This window comes from Streptomyces asoensis (assembly GCF_013085465.1).
Taxonomy (GTDB): Bacteria; Actinomycetota; Actinomycetes; order Streptomycetales; family Streptomycetaceae; genus Streptomyces; species Streptomyces cacaoi_A.
In genome coordinates this window covers 5514113-5539217 of record NZ_CP049838.1, presented here as the reverse complement: position 1 = coordinate 5539217, position 25105 = coordinate 5514113, and the positions used below count along the sequence as shown (strand labels likewise).

Sequence of the window (25105 nt, the reverse complement as noted above, 5' to 3'; positions counted from 1 at the left end):
CGTCTTCCTCCCCTGCTCTCGGCTTGTGACTGGGCGCGGGCGCGCTACGCGACGGTCTCGTACTGGGTACGGCGCGGCGGTCGAGCCCGCAGACGCCCCGGCGTCGAGGCCGTAGTCGGCCCAGGAGGCCGGGCGGCACGAGTTCGTACCGCGGGAGGACTTGTCGCTGCCCGACTCGCCGACACGCTGCTGTCGGATCGCTTCGGGCGCTCTTCGTGGAGGCGGACGATCTCGGCGAGGTGCGCGGCGGTGAAGCGGTAGGCGCGGCCGACGCGGGTGTGCGGGATGAGTCCGCGTCGGGCCCGGTCCTTGACCCACCAGGCGGAACAGCCGAGGGCTTCGGCGATTTCTTCAGGACGGTAGAGGCGGGGCAAGGGGGCTCCGCCCTCGCCGCCAGGAAGGCGTCGCACGGGGGCAGGGGGTATGTCGGAGTGGTGCAAGAAGGGCGGGTCCTTACTGGGTGGGGGCGTGCTCGGTCAGCGGTGCTGAGCGTCCCTCGTCACGTGGCGGTCGGCCCATGCAGCAGCACGAGAGGCGAGACGAGGAGGGCTTCAGCGATCGCGACGAGGTCGTCGGCATCACATCGGCGTTGGGCGCGTTCGATGCGGGACAGCATGGTGTTGGACATCGGGTGGCCGAGGGCGGTCACGTGGCCAGCCAACTGGCGTTGTGACAGGCCGCGTTCGGTTCGGAGGATTTCGATGGTGTGGGCCGCCTGTATTCCAGCGGCTCCGACTTCCAGTGAGCGTGGGGGCATGGCTCCAATTGAAAGGTCCATTCGCCGGTTTGGGTAACCGGCGATCGTGGTCTATGTTGCGCTCGCATCGTTCGCCGAGATGCGTTTCCCGGGGGCCGGGAAGGAGCGCGGAACAGTGCGTCGATCATGACTCTGACGTGGGGTGTTGTGTTGTAGCTTCCCCGCCTGCGGCTCGTCAACGGCTTGCCGATGTGATGCTTCTGCCTCTGCAGTCCGGGCAACTATTTGGTCAACAGCGGATCGTGCCTTACGGTTTTGCTCCCGCCCGCCACTGAGCCCCATTTCTCGCGACCTTTCTGCCGTGAGAGATTGCGCCGGATAGGGCTGGACTTGCGCGACTGGGGTGTGGCTATGTTGACGACACCCCTGGAAACACAATCACTTCTTGGCGCGCGTCCGCGCCAACACCCCCCGAATCTCGCCCCGACCGACGGTGAGCCGTGATGTCCAGGCACAGGCCACCGAGTGAGGACCGCCCCGCACTTGGCACGAATCCGCACCATCAAGCCCGAAGCCTTCGTCTCCGAGTCCCTGGCCGCCGTCTCCCTGACCGCCGAGCGCACCTTCCTCGGCCTGCTCACCCAGGCTGACGACCAGGGCCGCCACCGCGACCACGCCGCGATCATCGCCGGACAGTTGTGGGTGCTGCGCCCCGAGCACACGCCGTCCGATGTCGAGACGGACCTCGCCCAGCTCGCCGACGCCGGACTGATCTGCCGCTACAAGGGGCCGGATCACAAGCGGTACCTGCACGTCCTGACCTGGCACCAGCATCAGAAGATCAACCGGCCCAGCAAGAGCCGCCTCCCTGCCTGCCCGATCCATGACGCTTCGGTCGCTGCCGCTCCCGCCATTAGCGCCGGTGTCACGGAGTCCTCACTGCCGTCTCACGGAGTCTTCGGTGAGGGCTCCGGCGAGTCCCGTGAGTCCGCCCTGAATCCGAGGCGTGATAGCGAAACCGCAGGTGAGGAGCGCGTCACGAAGTCCTCCGTGACGGATCAGGGAGCGCTCCATGAAGCAGCAGTGGCATCTCACCGTCCGGATCTAGGACCTAGGACCGTGGATCTAGGAGATATCCCTTCGGGGGGCGCAAGCGCCCACGCGCCCGACACCGTCTCGGCCAAGCAGCTCCTTGGCGAGTACGTCGCCGCTTGCAATCACCGCCCGCCGGGCGCCTTCCTGAACCATCTCGGCGGTCAGGTGCGCAAGCTGCTCAACGAGGGCATCGCTCCCGCCCATCTCCGGGCCGCCCTCGAACGCCATCGGGTCAAGGGCCTGTCCCCGGGCGTCCTGCCCAGCCTGGTCCACGAGGTCATGAACGCCGCATCCTCTGCCCCGCCCGCCGCCCACCGGGCGTGGACGAACCCCACCGACGTCGTCGCCGCCTACGGAGATGAGCTCTGACCGCCACCCTCACCCGCGCACCTCAGCCCGTCGGCGCGATCACCGACAGGCTCAACACGATCCTCGCCAACCGCGGCATCGACCCCACCACCGCTGCCGCACACGCGCCGGCGCCCGAGACGGTCACCGCCCTGGAACTCGCCGACGCCCGCATCCCCGCCCGCTACCGCCGTGCCCTGGCCCACCGCTTGGGCCGACCAGATCGCCCGCGCCGGACGCCCCGGCCCGACCGGACCCGGCATCGCCGAGGGCCCGTCGCTGCTGATCGCCGGCCCCACCGGCACCGGCAAGACCCACCAGGCATACGGTGCCGTCCGCGCCCTCCTCACCCGAGGCGTCCGCCTGCGCTGGGAGGCCATCACCTCCGCCGACCTCCACGCGCGGCTCCGCCCCCGCGCCGGCCACGACGGCGAACGGGAACTGCAGACGCTGGCCCGCTGCCCACTGCTGCTCCTGGACGACCTCGGCGCGGCCAAGACCAGCGAATGGACCGAGGAGCTGACCTACCGGCTCATCAACCACCGGTATGAGCACATGCTCCCCACCCTCATCACCACCAACCTCCCCACCGCCGAGCTCCGCACAGCGCTCGGCGACCGCGTCGCCTCCCGCCTCGCAGAGATGACCGAGCGGGTCATCCTCACCGGGCCCGATCGACGCCGCACCGCGCCCGCCGCCTGAACGACGCGCGCTCCCTCCTCACCGCCCCGCCCGTCCGCGCTTCCGCATGCCCTCGAACGCGCGGACCCCTTGGAGAGCCTCTGCATGACACCTGGCACCACCACACTCATCAACGCCAACGGCATCGGCATACCTGCCTTGCCGCACTGGCTCCCTGCGCCTGCGGCCACCGCGGCCCTGCTCGTCGTCGCACTGTCCGCCGCATGGTCCCTGCAGCGGTGCCTACGGAAGCCGAGCGCTGGACAGCGCCGTAGCACCGCGGCGATCCCGGTCGCCGCCATCGCCGCGATCGGCTGCACCGCCTACAGCGCGGACACCAGCTGGCGCTTCGCCGCGGACTACCTCGACATGGGCAGCACCATCGAGCGCGCCGAAATGTTCGCCGCCGCTGAACTCGCCCTGTTCGCCACCGCGCTCATGGCCCGGCAGAACCTCAACGGCCCGAAGCAGGCACCTGGGGCGCCCGGCACCCTCACCTGGGTAATCACCGGCGTGCAGATCGTGCCTGCCTACGCCGAGTCCGGGCTGGTCGGCGGAACCGTGCGGGCCTTCGTCGGCCCGGTCCTAGCGGCCGTGCTGTGGCACCTGGCCATGGGTGTCGAACTGCGCAACCGCAGCCCGCACGCCGACTCCCGCAGCCTGACCTCCGTCATCGCCCGACAGGCACGCGAACGGCTGCTGGCTCGTCTGGGGATTACCGACCGGGATGCGGATGCCGCCCGGATCATCCGCGACCGCGCCCTCGACCGGGTCGTCACCCTGATCCTCCGGGCAGAGATCATGCCGCCCGACAAGCGCACCAAGTGGCGAGGCCGGCGCCTCACCCGCCGCCTGCACCAGGCGCTGGAGCAGGCCGATGTCGACCGCGATGAACGCCAGGACGAGCTGCTGCTGCGCAAGCTCGCCACCCGCCAACAGGTCTCTGCCCTGGCCTCCAAGCCATTGCCCGCGCGGTGGCCCGAACCCGCCGCGCGTACGAGGGGCGGCTCCGCGACGGCCCGCCCGCGGGCCACGGCAAGAGAGCGGACAGAAATTTCGGGCCGTCCGCCCTCCAAGGTCGCGGGCGATGACGCCGCCGACCGGGCAGCCCGTCCCCAGCCCGAAAACCGCCCGCGACAGCCCGTCCACACCACCGTCGGCCCGGAACGAGAACCGGGCGATGAACTGCCGGGCAGCGACCAAAGCCCAGCCCGGCGGGCGGAGTCGAAGCGCCCGGCCTCCAAACCCCGCGCGACACAGGACCTCCTCAACAAGTACGCCCGTGACCTCTACCGCGAGCACGGCCGTCTCTCCCGTGACCTGCTGGAGGAAGCCGCGCGCAAGGACGGCTACAGCGTGGCCAGCGACACCGCCGGCGAGGTGGTCCGCACCGTCAAGGCCGAGCTGCCGACGGCGCCCGTCGACCACCCGCACTGAGACCACCCTCAACTCCCAAGGAAAACCACTCAATGCACGACTCGCACAACGAACTCCCCACTCCCCAGGAGGAGATGATCACCGGCCTCGACAGCGCAGCAAGCAATGGCGATGGACCGTCCATAGGCCGGTCCATCGCGGACCCCTCCGCCCCGGGGGTGGCGGAGGAGCAGCTCCGGCACGAGGGCGTGCCGGAACAGGAGCGAGTGGTCGCCGGCGAGCAGCCGCGCGATCCCTCCGCTGGGGCCACGCAGCGTGCGCCGTACCGCCGCGCGAACCTCGATGCGCAGCGCTCCGAGCACGTCACCGCGCGCTTCGCGCCGCACGAGAAGCACGACATCCAGGCGTCGGCGAAGACCGCTCACGTGACCATGGCCCGCTACATTGCCGACGCCACCATGGCCCGCGTCCGCGGTGAGATCACCGTCGCTGCCGAGCGCACGGTCTACGACGATGCGGTCGACGAGCTCGCCGCTATGCGGGCGCAGATCGCCCGGATCGGCAACAACGTCAACCAGATCGCCCGCCGCCTCAATGCGGACGGCGATCCACACGCTGTGGACGCCGCGATCCTCCACCGGGCGGACCGTCTGCTCACCACCGCCCGCGACACGGTCCGGGCGATCGACGACGCCGCCTTCCGGGCAGCCGGGCAGAAGTGGGCGGTGTGAGGTGATCGCGAACATCGTCAAGCCGGGCAACAGGACCTACGGCGTGCTGGCCTACCTCTTCGACAAAGGCCGCGCCAACGAACACACCGACCAGCACATCGTCGCCTCCTGGGACGACTTCATCCCCGACCCCGGCCCCTGGGACAGCCCTGGCCACAAGCAACGGCTCGGCCAGCTCGCTCAGGCCCTGGATCTGCGAGTCAAGCAAGCCGGCGACAAGGCGCCTGAGGGGCACGTGTGGCACTGCTCGATCCGCGCTGCGCCCGAGGACCGCATCCTCACCGACGCCGAGTGGGCCACCATCGCCCGGCGCATGGTGCACGCGACCGGCATCGCGCCCGACGGCGATCCGGACGGCTGCCGCTGGGTTGCTGTGCGTCACGCGGAGGACCACATCCACATCGTCGCCACCAAGGTGCGCGGTGATCTGCGCCCGCCGCGGAACTGGAACGACTACCGCCGCGCCATGAACGAACTCACAGCCGTCGAGGAAGACTTCGGCCTCACCCGGGTTGCACGTGGTCCCGAAGCTGCTGCTGGCACCTCGGCGGTGAAGCGCTCCACCCGGGCCGAGGAGGAGAAGGCCAAGCGACTGGGCCACGACAAGACCGCGCGTGAGCGGCTGCGGCACGCCGTGCGTACCGCGCTGTCCCACGCGAAGGATCTGGATGAGTTCTTCAACCTGCTCGCCGATGCGGGCCTTCAGGTCGAGACCCGCACCCTGCCCTCCGGTGACCTTCAGGGCTACAAGGTCGCCCTGCCCGACGACGGCACGCCCATCTGGTTCTCCGGCTCCAGCCTCGCCACCGACCTGTCCCTCCCCCAGGTCCGACAGCGCCTTGCCGCCGCCGAGGCACAGCCCACCGCAGCCTCATCAGCTCGCCCTCACCGCCCCAGCCCGTGGCACGTGGCCACCGCTGCCGCCGAACGCATCCCCCACCACCTCGCCCGCGCCGACGACGGCGCCGTCCAGGCCCACCTGACCGTCTTCGGCGAAGTCCTCTACGCGCTACCCGCCCATGCTCCTGTCCGACTCCAGGCCGAACTCCACCGTGCGGCTGCCGCCTTCGAACACGCCGCCCATACCCGCGCCCGCGCCGACCACCAGCACGCCCGCGCACTGCGTGGCGCGCTGAAGGCCATGCGCTACCAGCCCGCGGACCACACCGGGCTCGCCATACTCTTGGACGCCGCGATCCTCGTCGTCCTCGCAGTCCAGCGCCACAGCGCGCTGCACCACCACGACCGGCAGGTGGCCGCCGCCCGTCAGGCGCTCACGCACCTGCAAGCCGCCTACGCCCAGATAGCCTCCACCAGCCTCGCCGCACTCGGCAGGCACAGTCCCTCCGACAACACGGTGCACCGGTACGCCCGCACCCTGCACGAGATCCTGCCCCGCCATGCCGAACAGATCCTCACCGAAAACGCCTGGCCCGCCCTCACCGCCACCCTCGCCGCCGCCGAAGCCGCTGGCCACAACCCGGCCACCGTCCTCCAGCAGGCAGCCCAGCACCGCCCCTTGGACGACGCCAAGTCAGCATCCGAAGTCCTCGTGTGGCGCATCCAACGCCTCGGCGACCGGCGCGCACCCGGCCCCGGCGCACGAACCGCGCAGGCCCGCCGCCTTCACATTCAGACCGATTCTGGTCTCCCGGGCGCCTACACGCCGCCCACATCCCGCCCCGGACAGTCCCGCTGAGCAGGACCCCCTGAAGCGGAGGCGACGAGGAACGACACCACGCGCAGCCACGGACCGATACGCAGCGACGGATCGTCGCTGTACATCCCCGGTTACCGAAACCGGGGATTCTCCGGACCCTATGTGTTGCCCAACCGCCCAACCCCTCAACAAGGAGCACCCGCATCCCCCTCATCGAACCCCGCCGGCACGTCGTCGCCCAGCTGTGCGGCGCGTACTTCAAGTACCACTTCGGCACCAAGACCTGGTCCCACCACGATGGAGGCCCCTTCACCAAGGCGGAACAGGCCGCCGCCCTCGCGCCCACCACCGACGAGGTCAAAGAGGCGAAGGAGCAGATAGATCGGTACCACGAGTACCTGCAGACCTGGCTCGAAGCCCCCGAGGTCCTGGACCGCTTCCTCACCCCCTTCCTGGACCAGCTCGACGAGAAGTCCTTTGGCAACGCCATCGACATCATGAACAAGAACGAGCGGTTGAAGCTCCAGCGGCTGGTCAACGCGGCGGCCGAACCCGTCCGTCCGTTCACCCCGTACACCTTCTGACAAACGGCGGCACCGACCGCATCCCCAGATGAGGAAGGGGGCCGGTGACCGGGAAAACATCCCGGTCACCGGCCCCCTTCACGTCTCCCGGAGTCACCGTGTGCGCTGTACTTTGTCAACGGCCTGCGCCAGGTGCGCGTCAACAAGGCCCGGCGGGCCGGAAACGATCACCAGCACGTTGGCGATGCGGATCGCCGTCTGCTGGACAACGCTGCGCTGCGGGCCGACGGAGTAGGTGAGCAGCTGGCTCCACTGCTCGTCGCCGAGAGGCGGCGCGGCCATCTGCTCCGTGCCCATGTCGACGGAAGTGCTGCCGACGAAGACCTGGTACGTGGGGCAGGAGATCATCGCGTCGAAGATCCGGCTCACGCCCCTCGAGAGCTTCGCGGCGGTGTCGCTGTACAGCTCCTCGGCCACCTCCGAGTCGCTGCCGCCCGTATAGGTGAAGGACGCCTTCGCCTTGCGGGGGAAGTCGAGGCTGTCGCCGACAGCGGCGTCACCGCCGAGCTCCTCCAGCGCCGGGCAACCGGAAACGACGACATCGTCCTGCGGCCTGGGCTGCTGCGGCTTGCGGGTGTAGCCCTCACCAAGATCGCTCTCGGCCAAGAGGCGCTTGCCCAGCGCGGCCGAGGACAACAGCTCGGGAACCGGGGAGTGCTTGCCCTCCTGCTGCGTGGGCGCGGAGGCGGAGAAGACCGGATCGTCGGCGGGCGTGCTGCTGCTGGTGCAGCCCGCCAAGGCCAGGATGGCGAGGGTAGTCAGGCTGGTGACGGTCGTGGTGTGAAGGCGCATGCGGAACCCCAAATTGGCTGCGGAACAGACGGTCTGACCAGCCGGGCCTCCGGCACCGGCGGTATGTAGGAGTAGGGAGTGGGGTTTCGGGGGTCAGTGGCCGAGGTGACGCAGCCCGTCCTCAAGGGTGGGGTGCCAGTGGTCGACCGGACCTGAGTTGCGGTTGTACCAGGCAGCGTCCAGACGAGGCTCGTACACCTGGTGGCCGGCTCGGCAGCGCAGCCACACCGAGTCGTCGCGCATGCAGAAGACGATCCAGTCCCGGTACACGCCACACGTCGCGCACGCGCGGACCGCGTCGTCGATGACGAGCGGATGCATCCAGCGCATCATCATTCCCTCGACGTCCTGCCGGGACGGTGCCCGCAGATCGGCTGGCGGGAAGTCCGGCCCGATGGTCTCCGAGGCCGATCCGGTCGGCGTTGACGCGTCGGCCCGGACAGAGTCGAACGGCAGAAGCTCATGTGCATGCATCTGCAGCAGCGCGAACGCCTCACGTTGGGCCTCACGGAACTCGCGGTCCGCGCGAGCACGTCGTCGGAACATACGGTCTCCATCTCTGTCATCTGACGGGCACAGGGGAACGAACTTGCAGCTCAAGGCAATTGGCGACACCACAACAAGCACTGCAGGGGGCGGATCGTCAGCTGCGGCGGACGACGTTGAGCCGGCCCTCTGCGCTCTTGGGCACGGTGCGGCGGGGCACCGGGACCGGTGAGGCGAGCGAGGAGGCGAATGCCGCGACCAGGTCATGGGGGACGCTGGCACTGAAGCTGGCGCACCACAGATATGGGGCGCCGAGAACGGGTTCCGCCCACGCCTGCCACCCCATCAAGTCAGGGTGCGCATCCGCGTCCTGGACAAGCGGCGGCTGCAGTCCCAGGGAGACGGTGGCGGAGAACCCGGGGTCCATGGCGGTGGTGTGGGGGCAGTCCACGTCACGGATCCAGCCTTGGGCACCGACTGCGTTGAGGACCGTCTCGGGCCCTTCGAAGCCAGCGTCCGGCACTTCACGGGCGTCGAGCGTGACGACGAGATCAGCGAGCGCCTCGTACGGGACGCCGGCAGTGAAGTACGCGTTCCACTCCGTCATCGCGGAGGCAGCATGCGGGCGGGCACTCAGCTGCCAAGCTACGGACAGTCCGCCCAGCTCGAACGGGTAGGCCGCGAGGATCCACTCGGCGCCGCGCAGCCCGTCCGGGCTCACATACAGCAGGGTGTGGCGGGAGGTGGGCCACATATGCCAGCCGAGGCCGGTCAGGGTGTCGCCGATCCGCTCGGCGAGCGCGCCGTCGTCACCGGCCAGGTGGCGCGGAGTAACCCAGTACATCGGGTCTGGCAAGTCGGAATGAGAAGGGTCACCAGGGTGGTGCGGGTGCAGGGGCGCCTCCGTGGGCTCGGACGTCAGTTCTTCCGGCAGGCGTTGTACGTTGGCATGCTGTGCCGCAGCGCACCAGTCCTTTCGGGATCTTTCCTGTCTGCCCCCGGCGAACTGGTGTCTGTTGTCAACTGTAGGGTCTCAGATTTCGTGGCCAAATCTCACGGTCGATGGCCAAGCGATGGCAGATCTGACACGAGTTTGAGATTTGGCAGGTCAGGCCCTTCACTCATATGAGTGAGCGGGGTCTGATGCCGCCCCGCTACGGAATCTGCGCCGACGACTGGCCGGAACCCGGGGAGGCGTTCAAGGCTCACCGGCGGCTCCGCGCGGTCAACGGCGGCAGCGACGACGAACAGGAGGCGTGATGCAGAGCAGTGCGGAGAACATCGATGTTGTGCTCAAGATCGTGGACACCATGGTCGCCTACCGGAAGGCGCACGGCGGCCTACCTGCCGACACGGACGGCCTTGAGGACATGGCCGTGGCGATCGTCGAGGCCCTGGAGCGCGACGACTTCCGCATCGTGGACGTCTTGAGCGGCAGCCGGACCGAGACGCCCACACCCGAACCGGCCTGACGGCACGGCAGCGGGGCGCCAGCCACTCCGGCCGGCGCCCCGCTTGCGTTCTGCACTCCGTCAGCTGGTGGTTAGCCAGCGAGCTGACGAGCCAGCAAGCCAGCCGCCCCGAGGATTCGGACACGATCGTGAGACTGGACGGCTGGCCAAGCCGTGAGACACGACGACAACTACCAGGTCACGGAACCGCCGCTGGCCATGGGCGGCGAGACCCTACATCAACGAAGCCAGCCGCTTTGCCATCCAACCCAGCCGAATCGCGGTGATCTCTCGGTGTCGCCGCAATGGACACCGCCGCCATGCCGTTACGCGTGAGCTGCACGCTCTCGGATGGGACACTTGGTCACATGAAAGAGGTGCGCTGCGAGCGATGCGACAACATCATCGGCATGGGGTGCGCCTGCCCTCCTGATGGCAGCGTGCCCAAGGCGCACCCGGAGGAAAGGTGTGTTCGACAGGAGTGGCGGCGGTTCCCCGGCAACGCCATCTTGATCAAACAGAATGGTAAGGCGCACGTTCCAGGCGCCTGCGATCACATGACAGAAGACGAGGTGCGGCCTCCGAAGTGGGGTTGGATTCTCGATCCGTCCCCCGGAGATTGGGTCCGTATCAGCGAAAGCAGCCCAGCCATCGCCACTGAGGGGAACGCGCAGCTGCGGGCGACGAGCCGGTGCATGACGTGCATGGGGACTCTCGGCGGCTGATGAGCTGCAGGGCGTGCTGTGCTGTGGGATAGCTGACCAGAGGACCGACGGCTTGCCGTCGGCCCTCGTTCGTTTCGTGGTTCTGGGCACGCCGGATGCGGCACGACTCGGTTCGATGGCAAAACGACTGGGTTCGATGTCAACGGACAACTGGTGTCCGTCGACAGCGAACTCAGTCCGCGGCTCTCCTTGCCATCCAATCCAGTCGCCGCAGGTCGCAGCACTCGCAAGGCGGGCGGTGTCACGCAACCGCGTTGCCAGTGAAGTGAGTCCGCGCAGGTCACGGCGTTCCGCTGGACTGACCGCTGTCCGGGAACAACTGGCGAAGGACAGATTTGCCCCGGTAAGCGGACTCGACTCACTGGAGGTCTTCCTTCAGATGCCCAGTTCCTCCTCGATCGCCATGGTCACGGCTGGCCATGGGACCTTCGGTTCACCGAACAGTCGCCAATAGCGGTACGACGCGCGAACCAGGGAGCTGACGCCCAGCCTCGCCGCACCCGGATCGATCGTTCCGATCACCCGGCGGGTGATCCCGCCGGCTCCGCGCGCTGCGGGACGGACACCGTGTGCAAGGAGGAGAGTGGCCGTGCGGACGGCGTCCAGGGTCGGCGGGGGCGCCAGGGACGCGAACTGGCCGAAGACGAGCTCCCTCCACCTCAGCCTCGTCCTCGCCCAGGCCAGCCGTTCCAGCCCGGTGCCGAGGTCTACGGCCATGCGCGCGGGGTTGTCGGCATTCCAAAGAAGGACGATGTCGCCGAGAGGCAGATCGAGGTGGTTGAAGCGAAGGTTGATGCCTTCGACTTGGCGGCGCCGCCATGCTGCCAGCTTGCCGTTGATGCTGATGTGGCGCGCGTGGAAACCCAGTCGCGACAGCACGCTGAGCCAGCCGTCCAGGATCCCCCCGTACTCGTCGATGCACTGAATCGGCTGGACGCGGGAGACGTTGACGAACGAGGTCAGAAACCCTTCCCGGAGATCGCCCGTTGCGTCACGTTGCCCGGTGAAACGGACAACAGGCTGGGGCAGGAAGCCACTGCGGTAGGTCACCGGACGCCCGTCCTTGACGAAGGGGTCAAGGGCTTGGACGGCCGAGATCGTCAGCTCGGTCTCACGGCCCCACCGAACTGGCAGGCAGGGCTCCTGTGGGGCGCCTTGGGCCGCGAAACCCACCTTGAGCCCCACCAGCAGTTCCTCCCAGGACGGGGACCGACGAGGCGGAGAGTACGGCGACGCCCTGTGGGGATGCTCGATCGCGACCCTCCCCTCGGAAACAGTGAACTCCCAGTGGGATCCAATGGCTTGACGGAGGGCTGCAAGTAAGCGGGCTTCCGAATGGGACGAAGTCCCGAGCACGAGTTCCCCGGGGCTACTCAGCATGACCGGGTCGACATCGCCGTGAAGTGGCGGGCTGGATCGAAGCGATGCATCCCGGTCTCCTGGACCTCTTTGTGGTTGAGATCCTGGGCCTGCTCGATCGCGACGGCGAGAAGCTCCGCTGCTGTCTCGTCGTCCTCTGCGGGATCAGCCACCGTGACCACGCCCGTCCGATCGCACAGGGCCGCCTCGGCGCAGGTCCCTTCGCGCCAAGTGAGCGCGGCTATGGGAGTACCGGCGCGGAGGGACTCACCGAAGACGGCTGCGCCGGCTTCCACGTACGTACGGGCGTAGGTGTAGACGAAGACGGATGCGTCACGGATGGCGGCGGTCTTGGCCGGGCCGCCGAGTTCGCCGATCCACTTCACGTGGTCCGCACCGAAGAGACGTTCATGGCGTCGTACGTATGCCTCGTCGAAGACGGGGCCGACTACCCGTATCCGGCGGCCAAGGATCTGGGCTGCTCGGACAGCAAGGTGCGGTGCCTTCTCCTCGTCGATTCGGCCAAGCCACACAAGGTCGCTGCCAGCAACGGCCGACGGCTCCTCCTCATCCAGGCCGAGGTGAACGGCGAGTTCGGTGATCGGCTGGTGCTCCGCGTACCGCTCGATCATCTCGGGCGAATAGCAGTAGAGCCGTGACCGCCTGCCATCGAAGGCCGCGTCGGCGTGCTGGAAGACGGGCGAGTGCTGGAAGGTGGCGACGTCACAGTCCAGCTCGTTCCACTTGCGCGTCCAGGCCGGCAGGGACGGGTATTCGTGCCCCACGACCAGGAGGTCGTATCCAGTGTCGCGAAGCTCGCGCTCGGCGAGCGATCCGGCGGTGATGTCCTCCAGGCGGACCGGCCGACGAACCCAATCGTTCTCCAGGTCCGTGAGCCAGCCCGGCCCAAGAAGGTGTACGTCGGCGCCTGCGGCTCGGGCGCCTACGGCGACCGCCCACAGCCATCGTTCGATCCCGCCGTAGCCGGCGGGTGGAAAGGCGTAGCTACCAGGGAAGTCGCAGACGCCGACGATCACGTTATGCCTCCGGTGTTCCGTCCGCCGAGATCCGGCGGAAGCCGAGGTACGGGACGAGCGATTCGGGCAGGACGATGGAGCCGTCCTGCTGCTGGCACTGCTCAAGGAGGGCGGCCAGGGTGCGGCCGACGGGCAGGCCCGAGCCATTGAGCGTGGCGACGAGCTTGGGCTTGCCGTCCTCGCCGCGGGTCCGGATGTTGGCCCGGCGGGCCTGGAATGTGCCGAAGTTGGAGACCGAGGAGATCTCGCGGTACGTGTTCTGGCTCGGGATCCAGACCTCGATGTCGTAGGTGAGCTGGGCCGAGAAGCCCGTGTCGCCGGCGGCCAGCTTGACGACGCGGTAGGCGAGGCCGAGTTCCTTCAGGCATGCCTCGGCGTGGCCGACCATCGTCTCCAGCGTGGCGTCCGCGTCCGCCGGGTCGACCATCTGGACGATCTCCACCTTGGCGAACTGGTGCTGACGGATCAGGCCCCGGGTGTCGCGGCCGTACGACCCGGCTTCGGACCGGAAGCACGGCGTGTGCGCGGTGAGCGCCAGCGGCAGCTCAGCCGGAGGGATGATCTCGTCCGCGTAGAGGTTGGTCAGCGGCACCTCGGCCGTCGGGATCAGGAACAGCTCGCGGTCGGCGACGCCGGTCTTGAACAGGTCCTCCTCGAACTTCGGCAGCTGCCCCGTGCCGGTCATGGTCTTTCGGGTGACCAGGTACGGGACCGCGTGCTCGACGTACCCGTGCCGACGGGTGTGCAGGTCGAGGAAGAGTGTGGCCAGGGCACGCTCCAGCGCTGCTCCGGCGCCGCGCGAGACCGCGAAGCGCGGGCCGGACAGCTTCGTCGCCCGAGCGAAGTCGAGGATGCCGATGGCTTCACCGAGGTCGACGTGGTCCTTCGGCTCGAACGGGAAGGCCGGCGGAGTGCCGACCCGCCGGATCTCGACCGCGAAGTCCTCGGAGTCGCCGTCCGGGGCCGCGTCGTCCGGCAGGTTCGGGATGCTGAGGAGGAGGTCGCGGAGCTGCTCCTCGACCTGCACCTGCCCGGCCTCGATGTCCCGGATCTGGTCCTTCAGCTCGCGGGCGCGCTCCTTCAGCTTGGAGATGTCGCCGCCCTGCTTGGCCGTCTGCTGGACCTCACTCGCCACCCGCTTGGACTCAGCCCGCAGCTCGTCGGCCGAGCGGATGTTCTGGTTGCGCCGAGACTGGAGGGACTCCAGCTCGGACAGGTCCAGAGAGTAACCACGACGAGCGAGCCGACGAACCGCTTCGGCACCCATTTCGATTAGGGCGCGGGCATCATGCATGAGGAAGATCCTTTTGATCCGGCTGGTGGGATACGGAATCGACCGTAGCAACCGCCGAGCCCTCACCGATCCGGAATATGTCCGCGCCACCGCGGTCAGCACGACCTCCGGGAACGTCCCTGTCGAGATCACTCATCAGCGCCGTGATCCAGTCCGGCAGCTCGTCGTCAGGTATGGCGATCGGCTCGACGTACGGCGCCTCCGGGAAGAAGAGCGGCATAGCCTCCTTCGGAGATCGATTCTGATGCCAGAGGAGCACGGAGGCCAAAAGGCCGTGGCCTACGAGAACGCGGGGTCCGGGTCGCTCCAGGGTGGCGAGCAATCCGGTGAGCATCCTCCGGATGCCGGCGCGCTGGGACTCGGTGCCACCCACAGGCCGCTCGTTCGGACCCAGGCCGTCAAGCCAGACCGCGTACTCCAGGAACGGGCGGCCCTCGAACTCTCCGTAGTCGAGTTCATTCAGGCGAGGGTCGATGACCAGTTCCGCCGCCGGCACGCCCATCAGCAGAGAAGCCGTCTGCTGGGCACGCGGGAACTCGCTGGTCAGCCACGTCCGCACGGTGTGGAGGGGGAGGGTGGACCAGCCCAGGCTCAGCGATTGTCGACCCTCCTCGGTCAGGTGGATGGGTTGGGACGGGTCGCCGTTGACCAGGTACCGCTTGCTGTAGTTCGCCTGTCCGTGGCGGAGGACGTAGGTGGTCACGAGCCCTTCCTCGGGGTCGACGCGGAAAGGCCGGCGAGCACTTCCGCCATCTGCGGTGCTCTCGGGTCCCCGGCCTCCAGGTAGTAGAGGAGTCCGTCGAGGGCCAGCGCTCTGCACCACGGCGCGAGTACGGGAATGGGGATCCGCGAGATCCGGGCGGCAGCGGCCAGTCGCCCGTCGGTCCCGTGCCCAAGGTTGTAGTAGACGGTCCAGAAGGCCCAGTCGAATGCCGCGTCGCCCAGCATGGGCAGCGGATCGAGTAGGCGAGGGTGCCCCAGCCAGTCGAATGGCACGTTCTCCCGATACAAGTCCGCGTGCAGGACAGTCGTCCTGCCTGGGTCTTCCTGCAGTCCTGCGAGCGCCGGGAGGGCGGCGTCGAGGAGGAGATGCCATGCGTCGAGGTCGAGCGTCTCCATCCGTCGCCGGATCCGCGGCAGCATCTCCGTGCCGAGGTGGTCGGTGAGCAGCGGGAAGCTGTTCGGTCGCCTTCGGCGCTGGCCGAGGGTGTGCAGCCCCTGAAGGGCAGCCGCCACCATCTGAACCTCGCGCTCGGGCCGCTCGGCGCCACCAGGGCGCCCTCCCACCAGCTCCAGGGCGGCCACCGCCAGGTCGTCAGCGGCCTCGATGACGTCCGCCGTCGGTCCGCCGGCCCACAGCCGCAGTGCACTCACTTCGTGGCGATACCGGGTGGGGTCGGTCCATGCCTTGAGGAGTAGCGGACGCCCGTCGAGGGCGGTCGCTGTCGCGATCACCGAGGCGTGTCCGGCGTCGTGGTAGTCGCCGAGGGACAACTTCCAGCGTTCGGCGGCCTGTTCCAGCAGGTCCGGTGCTGTGTCCAGCCACGCCTGGGCTTCCGGCCCGTAGTGCGCGAGTAGCCGCTGCTGGCACCCTGCGGGAACCTTTCCGAGCGTCCGCGTCGCCATCAGCTCAGCACGATCCCGTCGGAGACCAGCTCGTCCGTCAGGGCCGGGAACTCGCCGAGAGCCTCGGTGACCAGGGCCTGCACCTTGTCCACCTCGGCGTGGGGAGAGGACAGGCGGACGAGGATGCGCCAGGGCTGGTCGAGTCGCTGCCCGGTCGTGCTCACCAGGTGAACCTCGGCGTGCCCCTCGGTCGCCTCGTGGAGCCGGTTGGCGAGTCGCTGCGCAGCGACGTTGTACAGCTTGCCGACGTGGTAGACGGGGTTCTTGCCGTTGGCGCCCTCAAGGTTCATCGGCCTCAAGGGTGTGATCAGCCCGTTGACCCGGTTTCCTCGCCCCACAATGCCTTCGTCACCGGACTCGATCGAACTGCCGGTGTAGGTGAGGTACAGCTCGTCCTTCTCCGGAACGTCGCGAGCATTCAGCCGGAAGCGCGCCTCCGCTCCAGGCAGCCGGAGGCCGGCGAGGCGGTGGCACTCGGCGAGGACGGTCTCCGCGTTGCGGACGTACTCCGCTCGGCTGGCGACGTGACGCGACTTCTGGGGGACGCACAACACGATGTCGGCCTGGGCTCCGTCCCAGTAGCCCATGAGTTTGACGTCAGAGCCGCACCAGGCGTGGGCGAGCGTGAACTCGCTCTTCCCGGAGAAGTGGTCCACCAGTTCCCGTACGAACGACTCGAACGGGTTCTCCGGCGCCCAGCCGGTGCCGAGGGACGTGTCGTTGGAGAGCCGTACCCGCCGCTCGCGGAGATCCTCGACGGAGCGCGGGTTGAACCAGCGGGTGCGGTCGGGCACCCCGTCGCCGGTGAGGACAGCGCCCGGGCTCGAATTGCTGGTGATGTTGAAGACGATGTCGAGGTGGGCCGAGACCTCGGGCAGTCGCTCGGCGAAGAACGCCCGGACCTCGGCCTCCACGATGTCCTCGACCGGAATCGGCTCGCCGCCGCACAACGGCGCGGCCCTCCCATTGACCAGGACCCGCACCGGCGATGTCATCCGGCCGGCCCCGTACCGCACTTCGCTGGCTCCCCCGAGGAGGGCGAGCTTGTCGAAGTTGTGGTGCAGTACGGCGCCGAAGTGCTGAACGGTGTAACGGCTGTAGGCGCGGGACAACCGCTCGGCGAGATGGTCGGCCAGGGTGTCCGGATGGCCGAGGCCCTTGCGTTCCACGATGGTCGTCGCGTCCGGCTGGGCCATGCCGGTGTCGATGACGATGTGGCTGTTGTCGATGGTCGTGCTCGTACGAGGCATCACGAACTCCCTTTCAGGGGTGGATAGAAGGGAATGAGCGCAGGCGTCAGCACGCCTGGACGAGCGGTGGAGCGGAGGATTCAGCGAGGGACGCCGGCAGCGCGGAGAAGCGCGACCGTCTGAGCGAGTGACCGGTACGCGGAGGCCACCTGTTCCTCGGCAGCGAGTCGATAGACGTCGTGGGCGGTGATGAGGTCGATGTCCTGCGTCCGACGGCGATCGAGCCAGAGGAGCAGGCGCCAGGCCAGGACCGGCCCGCCAAACGGCAACCGGATCAGGAGATCGACCGGGACGCGTGCGGGCGGCATGCCCCCGTACAGCAGGTCGCGCACGAGATGGAAGACCACGTCGGTGTAGTCGAGTACGGCCGGTCCGCAGGCGCTCGCCTCCCAGTCGACGACGTGCAGGCGCTCACCGTCGATGAGGAGGTGCTCGGGCTTGAGATCACCATGCAGGCGAACGACCGGATGGGAATCGATCGGTTGGAGGGCCTCACTCAGCACCGCCCACCAGGGCAGCGACCGGCAGCGAGGAGAGAACTGATCGAGCAGGAACTGGTGCGAGGAAACGACACCGGCTCGTCGAGCTTCCCAGCCAGATCCGGGAGTGGCGTCGGCAACAGGCCGGTGCAGCCTGCGACTCACAGCCGCGACGTGACCGATGTACTCCTCAATCGCTGAGTGCGTGCTTACCGAGCACGGCGTCCCATCCACCACCCGGAATGCCGTCCAAGACCCTGCCTCATCGTTTCCCGTGGCCAGGACGGCTGGGACCGCGATACCCAACGGGGCAGCGCGCTCGACCGTCGCGACCTCGCGCTGGCGCCGGCCTTCGGGGTCGATGCCCACGTAGATCTTCAACAAAGCACTGCCGTCCGTGGCGAACCGCGTTCTGGAGTACGGCTTGAGAGCTGCCGGGCCGAACGGGCCGAGACCCTGCTCGGTCCACGGCTCCGCCGAATTCGTGCTGCGCACCCTCCACACCCCCAGTCCGTATCAGCGAGCCGTGCCCTGCTCCCATGTGAGAAGCAGGACCGATCACCAAAGCCAGCCGAAGCGAAGGGAGTTGACCACATTGCCCGGCGGCCTTTTCGATCTACTGCGACAGTAGGTACGGCACCCCGCAGCACCCCGGAAAATCCTTCCGGGGTCGATTCCGGCCACGAGGTGATGCTCAGGACATGCGAGGGATGACAGAGAACCTGACCATCGGCGAGCGCGTCGCTTGGTACCGGCGCCGACGCGGCCTCTCCCAAGAAGTCCTGGCCGGCCTTGTCGGGCGGACCACGGACTGGCTGAGCAAAGCGGAGAACAATCGGATCGAGCTCGACCGGCTCTCGGTGATCACCTCACTCGCCGAGGCCCTCGACGTCTCCCTCGGAGACCTGCTCGCCGAACCGACCCTCATGGAGTGGTCGAACGACAGCGGCCGCCGCACGGTCCCCGCCCTGCGCGAAGCGCTCATGGACTACAAGCAGCTCACGCCGCTGCTCGTACCTCCGCCCGATGACGAACCGCCCGCCCTGAAGGACCTTCGGGCCAACGTGAAGGAGATCCTCGACGCCTATCAGGCGTCTCGCTACGGCTTCGCCACGCGACGACTTCCCCTCGTACTGGCCGATGCCCTCGCCGCATCCCGCGGGTACTCGGGGCGTAATAGGGAGGAGGCACATGCCCTACTCGCCCTGACCTACCAAGGCGCGGCCATGGTGTTGGGCAAGGTCGGGGAGTCGGAGCTGGCATGGATCGCCGCCGACCGCGGCCTGGCGGCCGCGCAGCACAGCGGCCAGAGCGCGGTGACGGGCTCGCTCTTCCGGGCGGTCACACACTGCCTGCTGGCCACCGGGCGCTTCGCCCCGGCGGTCCAGCTGGTGAACGATGCGGCGGCGGTGATGCAGCCCGGCCTGGACACCGCGAACGACGAATACCTCTCGGTCTACGGCACCCTCTTCCTCGCCGGCGCCATGGCAGCCGCCCGAGCCGAGGACCGGGCGACGACGCAGACCTTCCTTCGAGAAGCCGACGAAGCCGCACAGCGGCTGGGCACCGATGCCAACCACCTGTGGACGGCCTTCGGCCCGACGAACGTGGCCATCCACTGCGTCGCCACCGCCGGAGAGCTCGGAGACATCCAGATAGCGGCGGACCTCGGACAACGCATCGACACCAGCGGCTTGCCGGTGGAACGCCGCGTGAGGCACAACCTGGAAGTCGCCCGAGCACTCAGCGCCTGGAACCGGACCGACGAAGCCCTGGCCACCCTGCTGGACGCCGAACAGGCTGCCCCCGAGCAGGTGCGCCACCACTACCTGAGCCGGGAACTGGTCATCGGCTGGATCCGAGGTACCCGAGGCCGCCCGTCCCAGCCGGTGGCAGACCTGGCACGCAGGCTCGGCGTCGTCGGCGGTTAGAGTCCGTCCCGTGAGTGAGAACGAGCACGAAGCGAAGATGGCCCACCCGCGCATGGCAGCCGGCGCACTCTTCTTCGACGACGCCGACCGAGTCCTGCTCGTCGAACCCTCGTACAAGGACTACCGCGACATCCCCGGCGGATACGTCGAGCATGGGGAGTCTCCCCGACAAGCCTGCGTACGCGAAGTCCACGAAGAGCTGGGTATCAAGCCACACATCGGCCGCCTGCTCGTCGTGGACTGGGCACCGAATCCAGGAGAGGGAGACAAGGTCCTTTACCTCTTCGACGGCGGCCGTCTCAGCGCGGACCAACGCCAGCAGATCGCGCTGCAAGCCGACGAGCTCCGCAGCTACGACTTCCACCACGCCGAGCAACTGCCAGAGCTCAGTATCCCCCGCCTCGTACGCCGGATCACCGCCGGGATCCAGGCCCGCGCCCACGGCATAACCGCCTACCTGGAACACGGATCGGCGCCGGAAACAGCACAGTAGTCAGGGAACGCTGCCCGCTCAACCGTGTGGCACGGGTACACAGCACCACCATTCAACGGGAAACGATCATCGCAGCCTTCTCCGAGGCCCTGGGAGCCCGTTAACCAGGCAGAACCCACGGATCGGTGGTCTCGTTCGTGGGCATCCGGGCGCGTTCAATGGGCTCACCGGCCTCCGCCCCACCGCAGGTCAGACCCCCTCCCGCATACCTCCACCCACAGACGAAGACTTGGAGCTTGTTGGGGGGCTTAGCTTGTTTCTTGACCTCCGCGTTCCGAACGAGGCTCGTACGCGGAGATCAAAACAACAAGCTCAGGTCCGGTACAACAACAGCTACTCACCTACGAGGTGACTGTCGCTCCACCTGACCGACTATCCGGTCGGCCAAGTCCATGAAGTTCGCGATCGACGGCGCTTCCACGAACAACAACCGTCCGTGGCCGCTGCCATCCCCGAATCCGCACCCGGTGTCGCGAACCAACGGTGTCAGCCAGTGGGCGGTCGGGCGCTCCGCTGCGAAGTAGACGATGGGACGTTCAGACCATGAGTGATGGGACAGGTGACTCCGGCAGCTTGCTGCAGTGAAGCAACCAACGGATGTGAGGGCGTACGAGAGACCCGCCACGCCAAGCTCCAAGGAGCCGAGAAGCGGTTCGGCGTCATAGCCGCCCCCAACGAGTTCGACTATCTCGCTCTCGGGATGCTCGGCGGCAAAACCTGCTGGCAGACAGTCCGGGTCGTTGGCCTCCAAGGCTCTGGCGATTGCCTCGAAGTCAGCGTGAGTTGACGCGGCAAGGTCAACCAGGCTGGCAAGGCGCCGTTCCTCTTTGACCATGATGACGGCTTCCTCGTGGCTCACGTCGCCGATGTCCCAGACGCCCCGAAAGAAACCGTACCCCTCTTCATCGATCTCGTCCTCGGGGGGTAGACCGAGTGCCACGTTGGCGGGAAACGTGGGGTCAATCTCTATGTCCACAACTGGGATCACGGAGGCTCCTAACCGACCGAAGGAATCATGCCTCCAATCATGTCTCACGGCACTGACAGCGGACGGGAGCTGGCGACATATCCAAGCCAGTCGCAACGGGGCGCTCGGTCTAGCCCAGCTCCCTCTCGCCCGCTACCTGGGTTCCATCAACCAACCATCAACGGGGCGCAGTTGACGTCGTCACAGAAGAGCAACCCGGTGATCGCCCACGCAGGAGTGGGAACCCCCAGGAACTCCTCCGCACGTTCAGAGGAGCCGACGCGCGTCGGCCACCTAAGGCTTCAGAACATCGCCACTGGGACGGCGCAGCCGTGCTTGTGCGGGTGCCGTGGACGGCGCACCAGTGGATGGCAGAGTGAATCCCGATCCCATCCTCACAGCACCACTGAGATGACGGTTCCGGGCCCTAAGGGCCAAACGGTGCGGAACTCAGGGGTTGAGCACCGCGCCGTTCGGCGGGCTGGAGGACGGTTGAATGGGAACAGGCTCGGATTTCGGCTTCGCGAGCCCGAGCCGCACCTGTACGTCGTCGAAACTGAGGTCCGGCGTCCCGATGCGGCCAACGGATCGGCTGTACGCAATCAGCATTGATTCAGAAAAGGGGCTGTCCAGCGTGGCGACCCTCTTCCAATCCCGTGCCTCATCAAGCGATACCGATCTGACGTTCTCGAAGTCGATCACCAAGTCCGGGACGTCGAGATAGCGAGGGAGTGCACGATAGCGGTTGTCATCGACCCTGAAGGCACGCTGAGCGGGGCCCTTATCCTTGTTGCTCTTGGCGCTCGACAGCCAGGCGGTGATGGGCGGGGACTCAGAGCCGTCCCCGTCGTCGGTGAACACGCGGTCCGCCTTGGCCAGGTGTACGTACTGGACCTTCGCCTTGCGAGGCTTCTCAACCTTCGCGTCCGGATGGTCCTCGTAGAGGTCACACGCTGGGGTGATGACCAGCCACCAACCGCCTTGGGGATCGACGAGGAGGTCGGTCGCCGTGAGGTGGTGGGTCACAGGAGGCATCAGATAGACGCGTGCTGCCGCGGACCGCCCTGTTATTGCGACGAGGTCGCCGTCCACGACGCGATCCAGCTCGCGGAGACCGTTCTCCCTGAGCCAGGCCGCGAGGCGGTTGACGATGACGGGAGCGATCTCGTTCGGGTCGGCGGCCGCCATCTCGTTCCAGTGCGGTGCAACGACGTCGCGCATGAAATCGCGGACCTGGCGCTCGACCAGACCGGAGATGCGACGCGTCAACGCCGGCACGCCTGAAAGCAGCCCCTCTCGGACCGCAGGGGCGATGTCGTCCAAAGCGTTCTTCGTCACCACACGGATGAGAGGAGGCTCCTCCAAGGCACGCACCTGCTGAGGGACGCCGGTGAAGAAGACCACCGGTACCCACCTGACGCTGGCGATCTTCTTGTAGAGCTCACGTCCGCGTCCTTCTATATCCGCAGACGGGCTGCCGTCAGCGGCATCCCGGACATCGAGGATGACCAAGTCGAAGTCCTCGTGGTTCAGTCGCTCCTCCGCGCTGGCGAAGTCCTGCTCGACCTCGAACTCGATGCCCCCCAGGTCCGTGAGCTCGTCGGCGAGGAGTTCCCGGAGGTCCTCGGTCATCTTGGCGTCGTCATCGACGATGAGTACGCGGTACGCAACGTCCGGCGTCGTCACCCAACTCTCCTTCGCAGTCGTGCCCGGAAACTCGCGCCGGAGAGGGCGCCGGGGCTTACCAGCCACAGGTCACCGTCGTAGAAATCCTTCACGACGCTGCCCGCGATGCTGAGGCCGAGACCGATACCGTCCGGCTTGTCACTGAAATAGGTGTCGAAGATCAGGTCCTTGATCTCCTCGCGCACCCCGGGCCCGCTGTCGCTGACCGTGATGTCCACCACGTCGGCTTCGCCCTCTTGGGCGCGCTCGGTCTCGATAAGGATCTCGCGTTCCGTCTCGCTGGGCGTCGTTGACAGCCAATACACCGCGTTGTTCACGAGATTGAGCACGAGCGTCCTGATGTCACCCGGCTCGGCCGTGACCGTCACGTCCTCCCCGCCGATAGTCACGATCACACCGTGCTTGGCGATCTCGGATTCCAGCACGGAGACAGCTTCGGAGATGCTCTGGTGAAGCGAGAGTTCGCGGGGACGCCCACGCTGCCGACCGCTGAGGGGCTCGATGCGGGTGAACAGCCGGTCGAGAGCCCTCTCCTGCGCGGTGAAATCCGTGTGCAGCTCTCCGAGCGCGCCGGATAGGTCCGTGTCGTGGACCTCGACCTTCCCCGTGATCTTCCTGAGTCGACGAAGGTCGAATGCGATGCGGGCCAGTGCGGTCCGGCCGTCGTGGAGCACGACGTCGACGAGGGTGCCCAGCGTCGCGAGCCGGGAGAACTGGGAGATGATCTCCTGGACCTTGCGCACACCTTCGTTGATCGTCGCCGTGGCTTCCTCGATGGCGCGTCCCAGGACGACATCGTTCGGATACCGTTCGGTGGCGACCTGCCGTAGCGGATCCAAGTTGAAGCTCTGGAAGACTCCGTGGCCTCCCGCTTGGGGCGGGCTGACCAGGAGTTGGCTCGTCGTCTTCACCGCGGATTCCGGGCGGCGCAACTTGTAGCGCTGGATCTCGAGTTTCGAGATCGCCTGCAGTATGACCGTCTTCAGTTCCTCGTACTCCGGACTGTCGATCAGCCCTTCCCGGTGCGACCGGTCCTGGAGGCCCGGGTTCTCGTCCGCCGAGATGTAGACGAATCCGGCAACCTGGTTGTTGGACAGTCGCATCGTCGGGTTGTTGACACGTCGCTGGTCGAACCCGAGCCAGTCGTAGCCCGGTTCGCCGAACGGCTGGACACGGAACCCGTCCCGGTACAGGGCCACGCCGCTGTTGTCCCGGATGAGCTTCCGCACCTCGGTGAGGTTCTTCGACCCGGTGTCGATGTGGAAGAGCGGCTCCAGCGCCGACTTCTCCAGGTCCCATACGCGGAAGTCCAGCTTCAGTGGTCCGCAGGACGGCCTGTCCGAGTCCTTCCGGAGGTTCTCCTCGACGACCTCCACGGGCTCGTCCCCGCTGGCGTAGACGGCCAGGTGCGCGTTCCCGACGGCGTCCACAGTGCCGACGAGCCGGTAGAGCGGGTGGGCCAGTGTCTCGCTGGCGGCCACGAAGCCGGCGTGGTGGCGGAGCGGACCGTCAGGGGTGTCTACGTAGATGGCGAACTCCGGCTGGTCCGGCACCGACAACTCAGCGGGAGGCGGCGGGGGCAGGAGCCGTGACAGGGAGCGCTTGAGGGCCTCGACGGCGTCGGGCCCCCAGGGCATCCGTAGCTTCTCGAGTCGGGCTACGGTTCCGTGACCAACCGACGCGCCGGCCGAAGCTGTCTGGAACCCCCTGACGACCTCGGCGAAGTTCCGCTCCGCCTCGCCGCCCACGGCGAAGACGGACGGCGAGGCTGTGGACCAGGTGACCGGAACCTCGTCCAGGTAGGCGTCACCCTGCGTGAAGTTGCCCCAGTTGATCCGGAGGGTGACCTCTGGCTCGTTGACACGTCGCGTGGTGATGGTAGTGACATGGGCCAAGCGGGCGGCTGCGAACCGACCGATGCCCTTGGCTCCGAGCACACGCCGCCCGCCCGACTCGCTGCGGTGGTTCCGGTGCCTGTGCGGAGTGGCGATCTCCATCCAGGTACCGCGCACCGTGTCCGGGGACATACCGTGCCCGTCGTCCCACACTTCGATCGAGCCTTGCCCCTCCTCGAGCGGTGGGTTGAAGCGGATCAGTACGAGGCTGGCATCAGCGTCGTAGGAGTTCTTCACCAGTTCGGTGAGCGCCACACGCTCGTTGCTGATCAGTTCCTCGCCCAAGGTGCTCATCAACCGCGCGCGCGGCCGGAGATACGCTTCCGTGCCCTCCGAATCCAACTGGGCCCCACTTTCGGTCCGTTCCGGTCCAGCCCTCAGCGCGGCGGGACGGAGGCAGATTCTATCGACGTTGCGGATGACGGCCCGTGCGTAGCCGTGCGGCTGAGGACATCCTTGCT

24 protein-coding genes and 1 pseudogene are annotated in these 25105 nt (G+C 67.5%); 9 read left to right on the top strand and 16 right to left on the bottom strand.

Going from position 1 to position 25105, the window contains the following annotated elements; genetic code table 11:
* Positions 1–44 precede the first annotated feature (44 nt).
* Positions 45–410 carry a helix-turn-helix domain-containing protein gene (locus G9272_RS24770; protein ID WP_253267935.1) on the bottom strand — a complete coding sequence of 122 codons (366 nt, stop codon included), beginning with the start codon at positions 408–410 and terminating at the stop codon, positions 45–47.
* An 89-nt stretch (positions 411–499) separates the two neighbouring features.
* Entirely contained in the window at positions 500–757 is a 258-nt protein-coding gene (locus G9272_RS24765; RefSeq protein WP_171398598.1) for a helix-turn-helix domain-containing protein, read from the bottom strand.
* Between the two features lie 483 nt (positions 758–1240).
* On the opposite strand from G9272_RS24765, the gene G9272_RS24760 reads away from it, so the two are divergent.
* From G9272_RS24760 to G9272_RS24740, 5 genes and pseudogenes are all read left to right on the top strand, one after another.
* Positions 1241–2161 (top strand): hypothetical protein, encoded by a 921-nt coding sequence (locus tag G9272_RS24760; protein WP_171398597.1) that lies wholly within the window; start codon positions 1241–1243, stop codon positions 2159–2161.
* Positions 2158–2842: pseudogene (locus G9272_RS24755) on the top strand (ATP-binding protein). Before G9272_RS24760 ends, G9272_RS24755 begins: the two are co-directional and overlap by 4 nt.
* Positions 2843–2926: 84 nt before the next feature.
* Positions 2927–4258: a hypothetical protein gene (locus tag G9272_RS24750; RefSeq protein WP_171398596.1), complete on the top strand. Its 1332-nt coding sequence runs from the start codon at positions 2927–2929 to the stop codon at positions 4256–4258.
* 32 nt (positions 4259–4290) lie between these two features.
* Positions 4291–4929 carry a MobC family plasmid mobilization relaxosome protein gene (locus G9272_RS24745; protein ID WP_171398595.1) on the top strand — a complete coding sequence of 213 codons (639 nt, stop codon included), beginning with the start codon at positions 4291–4293 and terminating at the stop codon, positions 4927–4929.
* Between the two features lies 1 nt (position 4930).
* Positions 4931–6628, top strand: a complete 1698-nt coding sequence (locus G9272_RS24740) for a relaxase/mobilization nuclease domain-containing protein (protein WP_171398594.1) — start codon at positions 4931–4933, stop codon at positions 6626–6628.
* Positions 6629–6774: 146 nt separating this feature from the next.
* Here G9272_RS24740 and G9272_RS24735 read toward each other — a convergent pair whose 3' ends face one another.
* The 4 genes from G9272_RS24735 to G9272_RS24720 all read right to left on the bottom strand — a co-directional run bounded on the left by G9272_RS24735 (position 6775) and on the right by G9272_RS24720 (position 9295).
* Positions 6775–7176: a hypothetical protein gene (locus G9272_RS24735; protein WP_171398593.1), complete on the bottom strand. Its 402-nt coding sequence runs from the start codon at positions 7174–7176 to the stop codon at positions 6775–6777.
* Between the two features lie 90 nt (positions 7177–7266).
* Positions 7267–7965 carry a hypothetical protein gene (locus tag G9272_RS24730; RefSeq protein ID WP_171398592.1) on the bottom strand — a complete coding sequence of 233 codons (699 nt, stop codon included), beginning with the start codon at positions 7963–7965 and terminating at the stop codon, positions 7267–7269.
* Positions 7966–8058: 93 nt separating this feature from the next.
* Entirely contained in the window at positions 8059–8511 is a 453-nt protein-coding gene (locus G9272_RS24725) for a hypothetical protein (RefSeq protein WP_171398591.1), read from the bottom strand.
* 97 nt (positions 8512–8608) lie between these two features.
* A complete protein-coding gene (locus G9272_RS24720; RefSeq protein WP_171402158.1) occupies positions 8609–9295 on the bottom strand; it encodes a DUF317 domain-containing protein in 687 nt (228 codons plus the stop codon).
* Positions 9296–9576: 281 nt separating this feature from the next.
* On the opposite strand from G9272_RS24720, the gene G9272_RS45970 reads away from it, so the two are divergent.
* Both G9272_RS45970 and G9272_RS24715 read left to right on the top strand, forming a co-directional pair.
* Positions 9577–9711: a hypothetical protein gene (locus tag G9272_RS45970; protein ID WP_301272146.1), complete on the top strand. Its 135-nt coding sequence runs from the start codon at positions 9577–9579 to the stop codon at positions 9709–9711.
* Entirely contained in the window at positions 9711–9923 is a 213-nt protein-coding gene (locus G9272_RS24715) for a hypothetical protein (RefSeq protein ID WP_171398590.1), read from the top strand. The genes G9272_RS45970 and G9272_RS24715 overlap by 1 nt, the downstream gene beginning before the upstream one ends.
* A 1079-nt stretch (positions 9924–11002) precedes the next feature.
* Here G9272_RS24715 and G9272_RS24710 read toward each other — a convergent pair.
* The 7 genes from G9272_RS24710 to G9272_RS24680 form a co-directional block, all read right to left on the bottom strand.
* Positions 11003–11812, bottom strand: coding sequence for a hypothetical protein (locus tag G9272_RS24710; protein ID WP_253267934.1), 810 nt, complete (start codon positions 11810–11812; stop codon positions 11003–11005).
* A gap of 188 nt (positions 11813–12000) precedes the next feature.
* Entirely contained in the window at positions 12001–13023 is a 1023-nt protein-coding gene (locus G9272_RS24705) for a glycosyltransferase (protein ID WP_171398589.1), read from the bottom strand.
* A gap of 1 nt (position 13024) precedes the next feature.
* On the bottom strand, positions 13025–14317 hold the full coding sequence (gene serS, locus G9272_RS24700) for a serine--tRNA ligase (RefSeq protein WP_171398588.1): 1293 nt from the start codon (positions 14315–14317) through the stop codon (positions 13025–13027).
* The gene (locus G9272_RS24695; RefSeq protein ID WP_171398587.1) at positions 14310–15020 is read right to left on the bottom strand and encodes a histidine phosphatase family protein; all 711 of its coding nucleotides are present in this window, start codon (positions 15018–15020) and stop codon (positions 14310–14312) included. The genes serS and G9272_RS24695 overlap by 8 nt, the downstream gene beginning before the upstream one ends.
* Positions 15017–15943, bottom strand: a complete 927-nt coding sequence (locus G9272_RS24690) for an aminoglycoside phosphotransferase family protein (RefSeq protein WP_171398586.1) — start codon at positions 15941–15943, stop codon at positions 15017–15019. The genes G9272_RS24695 and G9272_RS24690 overlap by 4 nt, the downstream gene beginning before the upstream one ends.
* The gene (locus G9272_RS24685) at positions 15943–17193 is read right to left on the bottom strand and encodes a methionine adenosyltransferase (protein WP_171398585.1); all 1251 of its coding nucleotides are present in this window, start codon (positions 17191–17193) and stop codon (positions 15943–15945) included. The genes G9272_RS24690 and G9272_RS24685 overlap by 1 nt, the downstream gene beginning before the upstream one ends.
* An 80-nt stretch (positions 17194–17273) precedes the next feature.
* A complete protein-coding gene (locus G9272_RS24680) occupies positions 17274–18167 on the bottom strand; it encodes an aminoglycoside phosphotransferase family protein (RefSeq protein WP_171398584.1) in 894 nt (297 codons plus the stop codon).
* Between the two features lie 215 nt (positions 18168–18382).
* On the opposite strand from G9272_RS24680, the gene G9272_RS24675 reads away from it, so the two are divergent.
* Positions 18383–19603, top strand: a complete 1221-nt coding sequence (locus G9272_RS24675; protein ID WP_171398583.1) for a helix-turn-helix domain-containing protein — start codon at positions 18383–18385, stop codon at positions 19601–19603.
* Positions 19604–19613: 10 nt separating this feature from the next.
* Complete coding sequence (locus G9272_RS24670) at positions 19614–20096, top strand: NUDIX domain-containing protein (protein WP_253267933.1); 483 nt, start codon at positions 19614–19616, stop codon at positions 20094–20096.
* A gap of 337 nt (positions 20097–20433) precedes the next feature.
* On the opposite strand, the gene G9272_RS24665 is transcribed toward G9272_RS24670, so the two are convergent.
* The 3 genes from G9272_RS24665 to G9272_RS24655 all read right to left on the bottom strand — a co-directional run bounded on the left by G9272_RS24665 (position 20434) and on the right by G9272_RS24655 (position 24938).
* Positions 20434–21084, bottom strand: coding sequence for a hypothetical protein (locus tag G9272_RS24665; RefSeq protein WP_171398582.1), 651 nt, complete (start codon positions 21082–21084; stop codon positions 20434–20436).
* A 429-nt stretch (positions 21085–21513) separates the two neighbouring features.
* Entirely contained in the window at positions 21514–22749 is a 1236-nt protein-coding gene (locus G9272_RS24660) for a hypothetical protein (protein ID WP_171398581.1), read from the bottom strand.
* Positions 22746–24938 (bottom strand): sensor histidine kinase, encoded by a 2193-nt coding sequence (locus G9272_RS24655; protein WP_253267932.1) that lies wholly within the window; start codon positions 24936–24938, stop codon positions 22746–22748. The genes G9272_RS24660 and G9272_RS24655 overlap by 4 nt, the downstream gene beginning before the upstream one ends.
* Between the last annotated feature and the right edge of the window lie 167 nt (positions 24939–25105).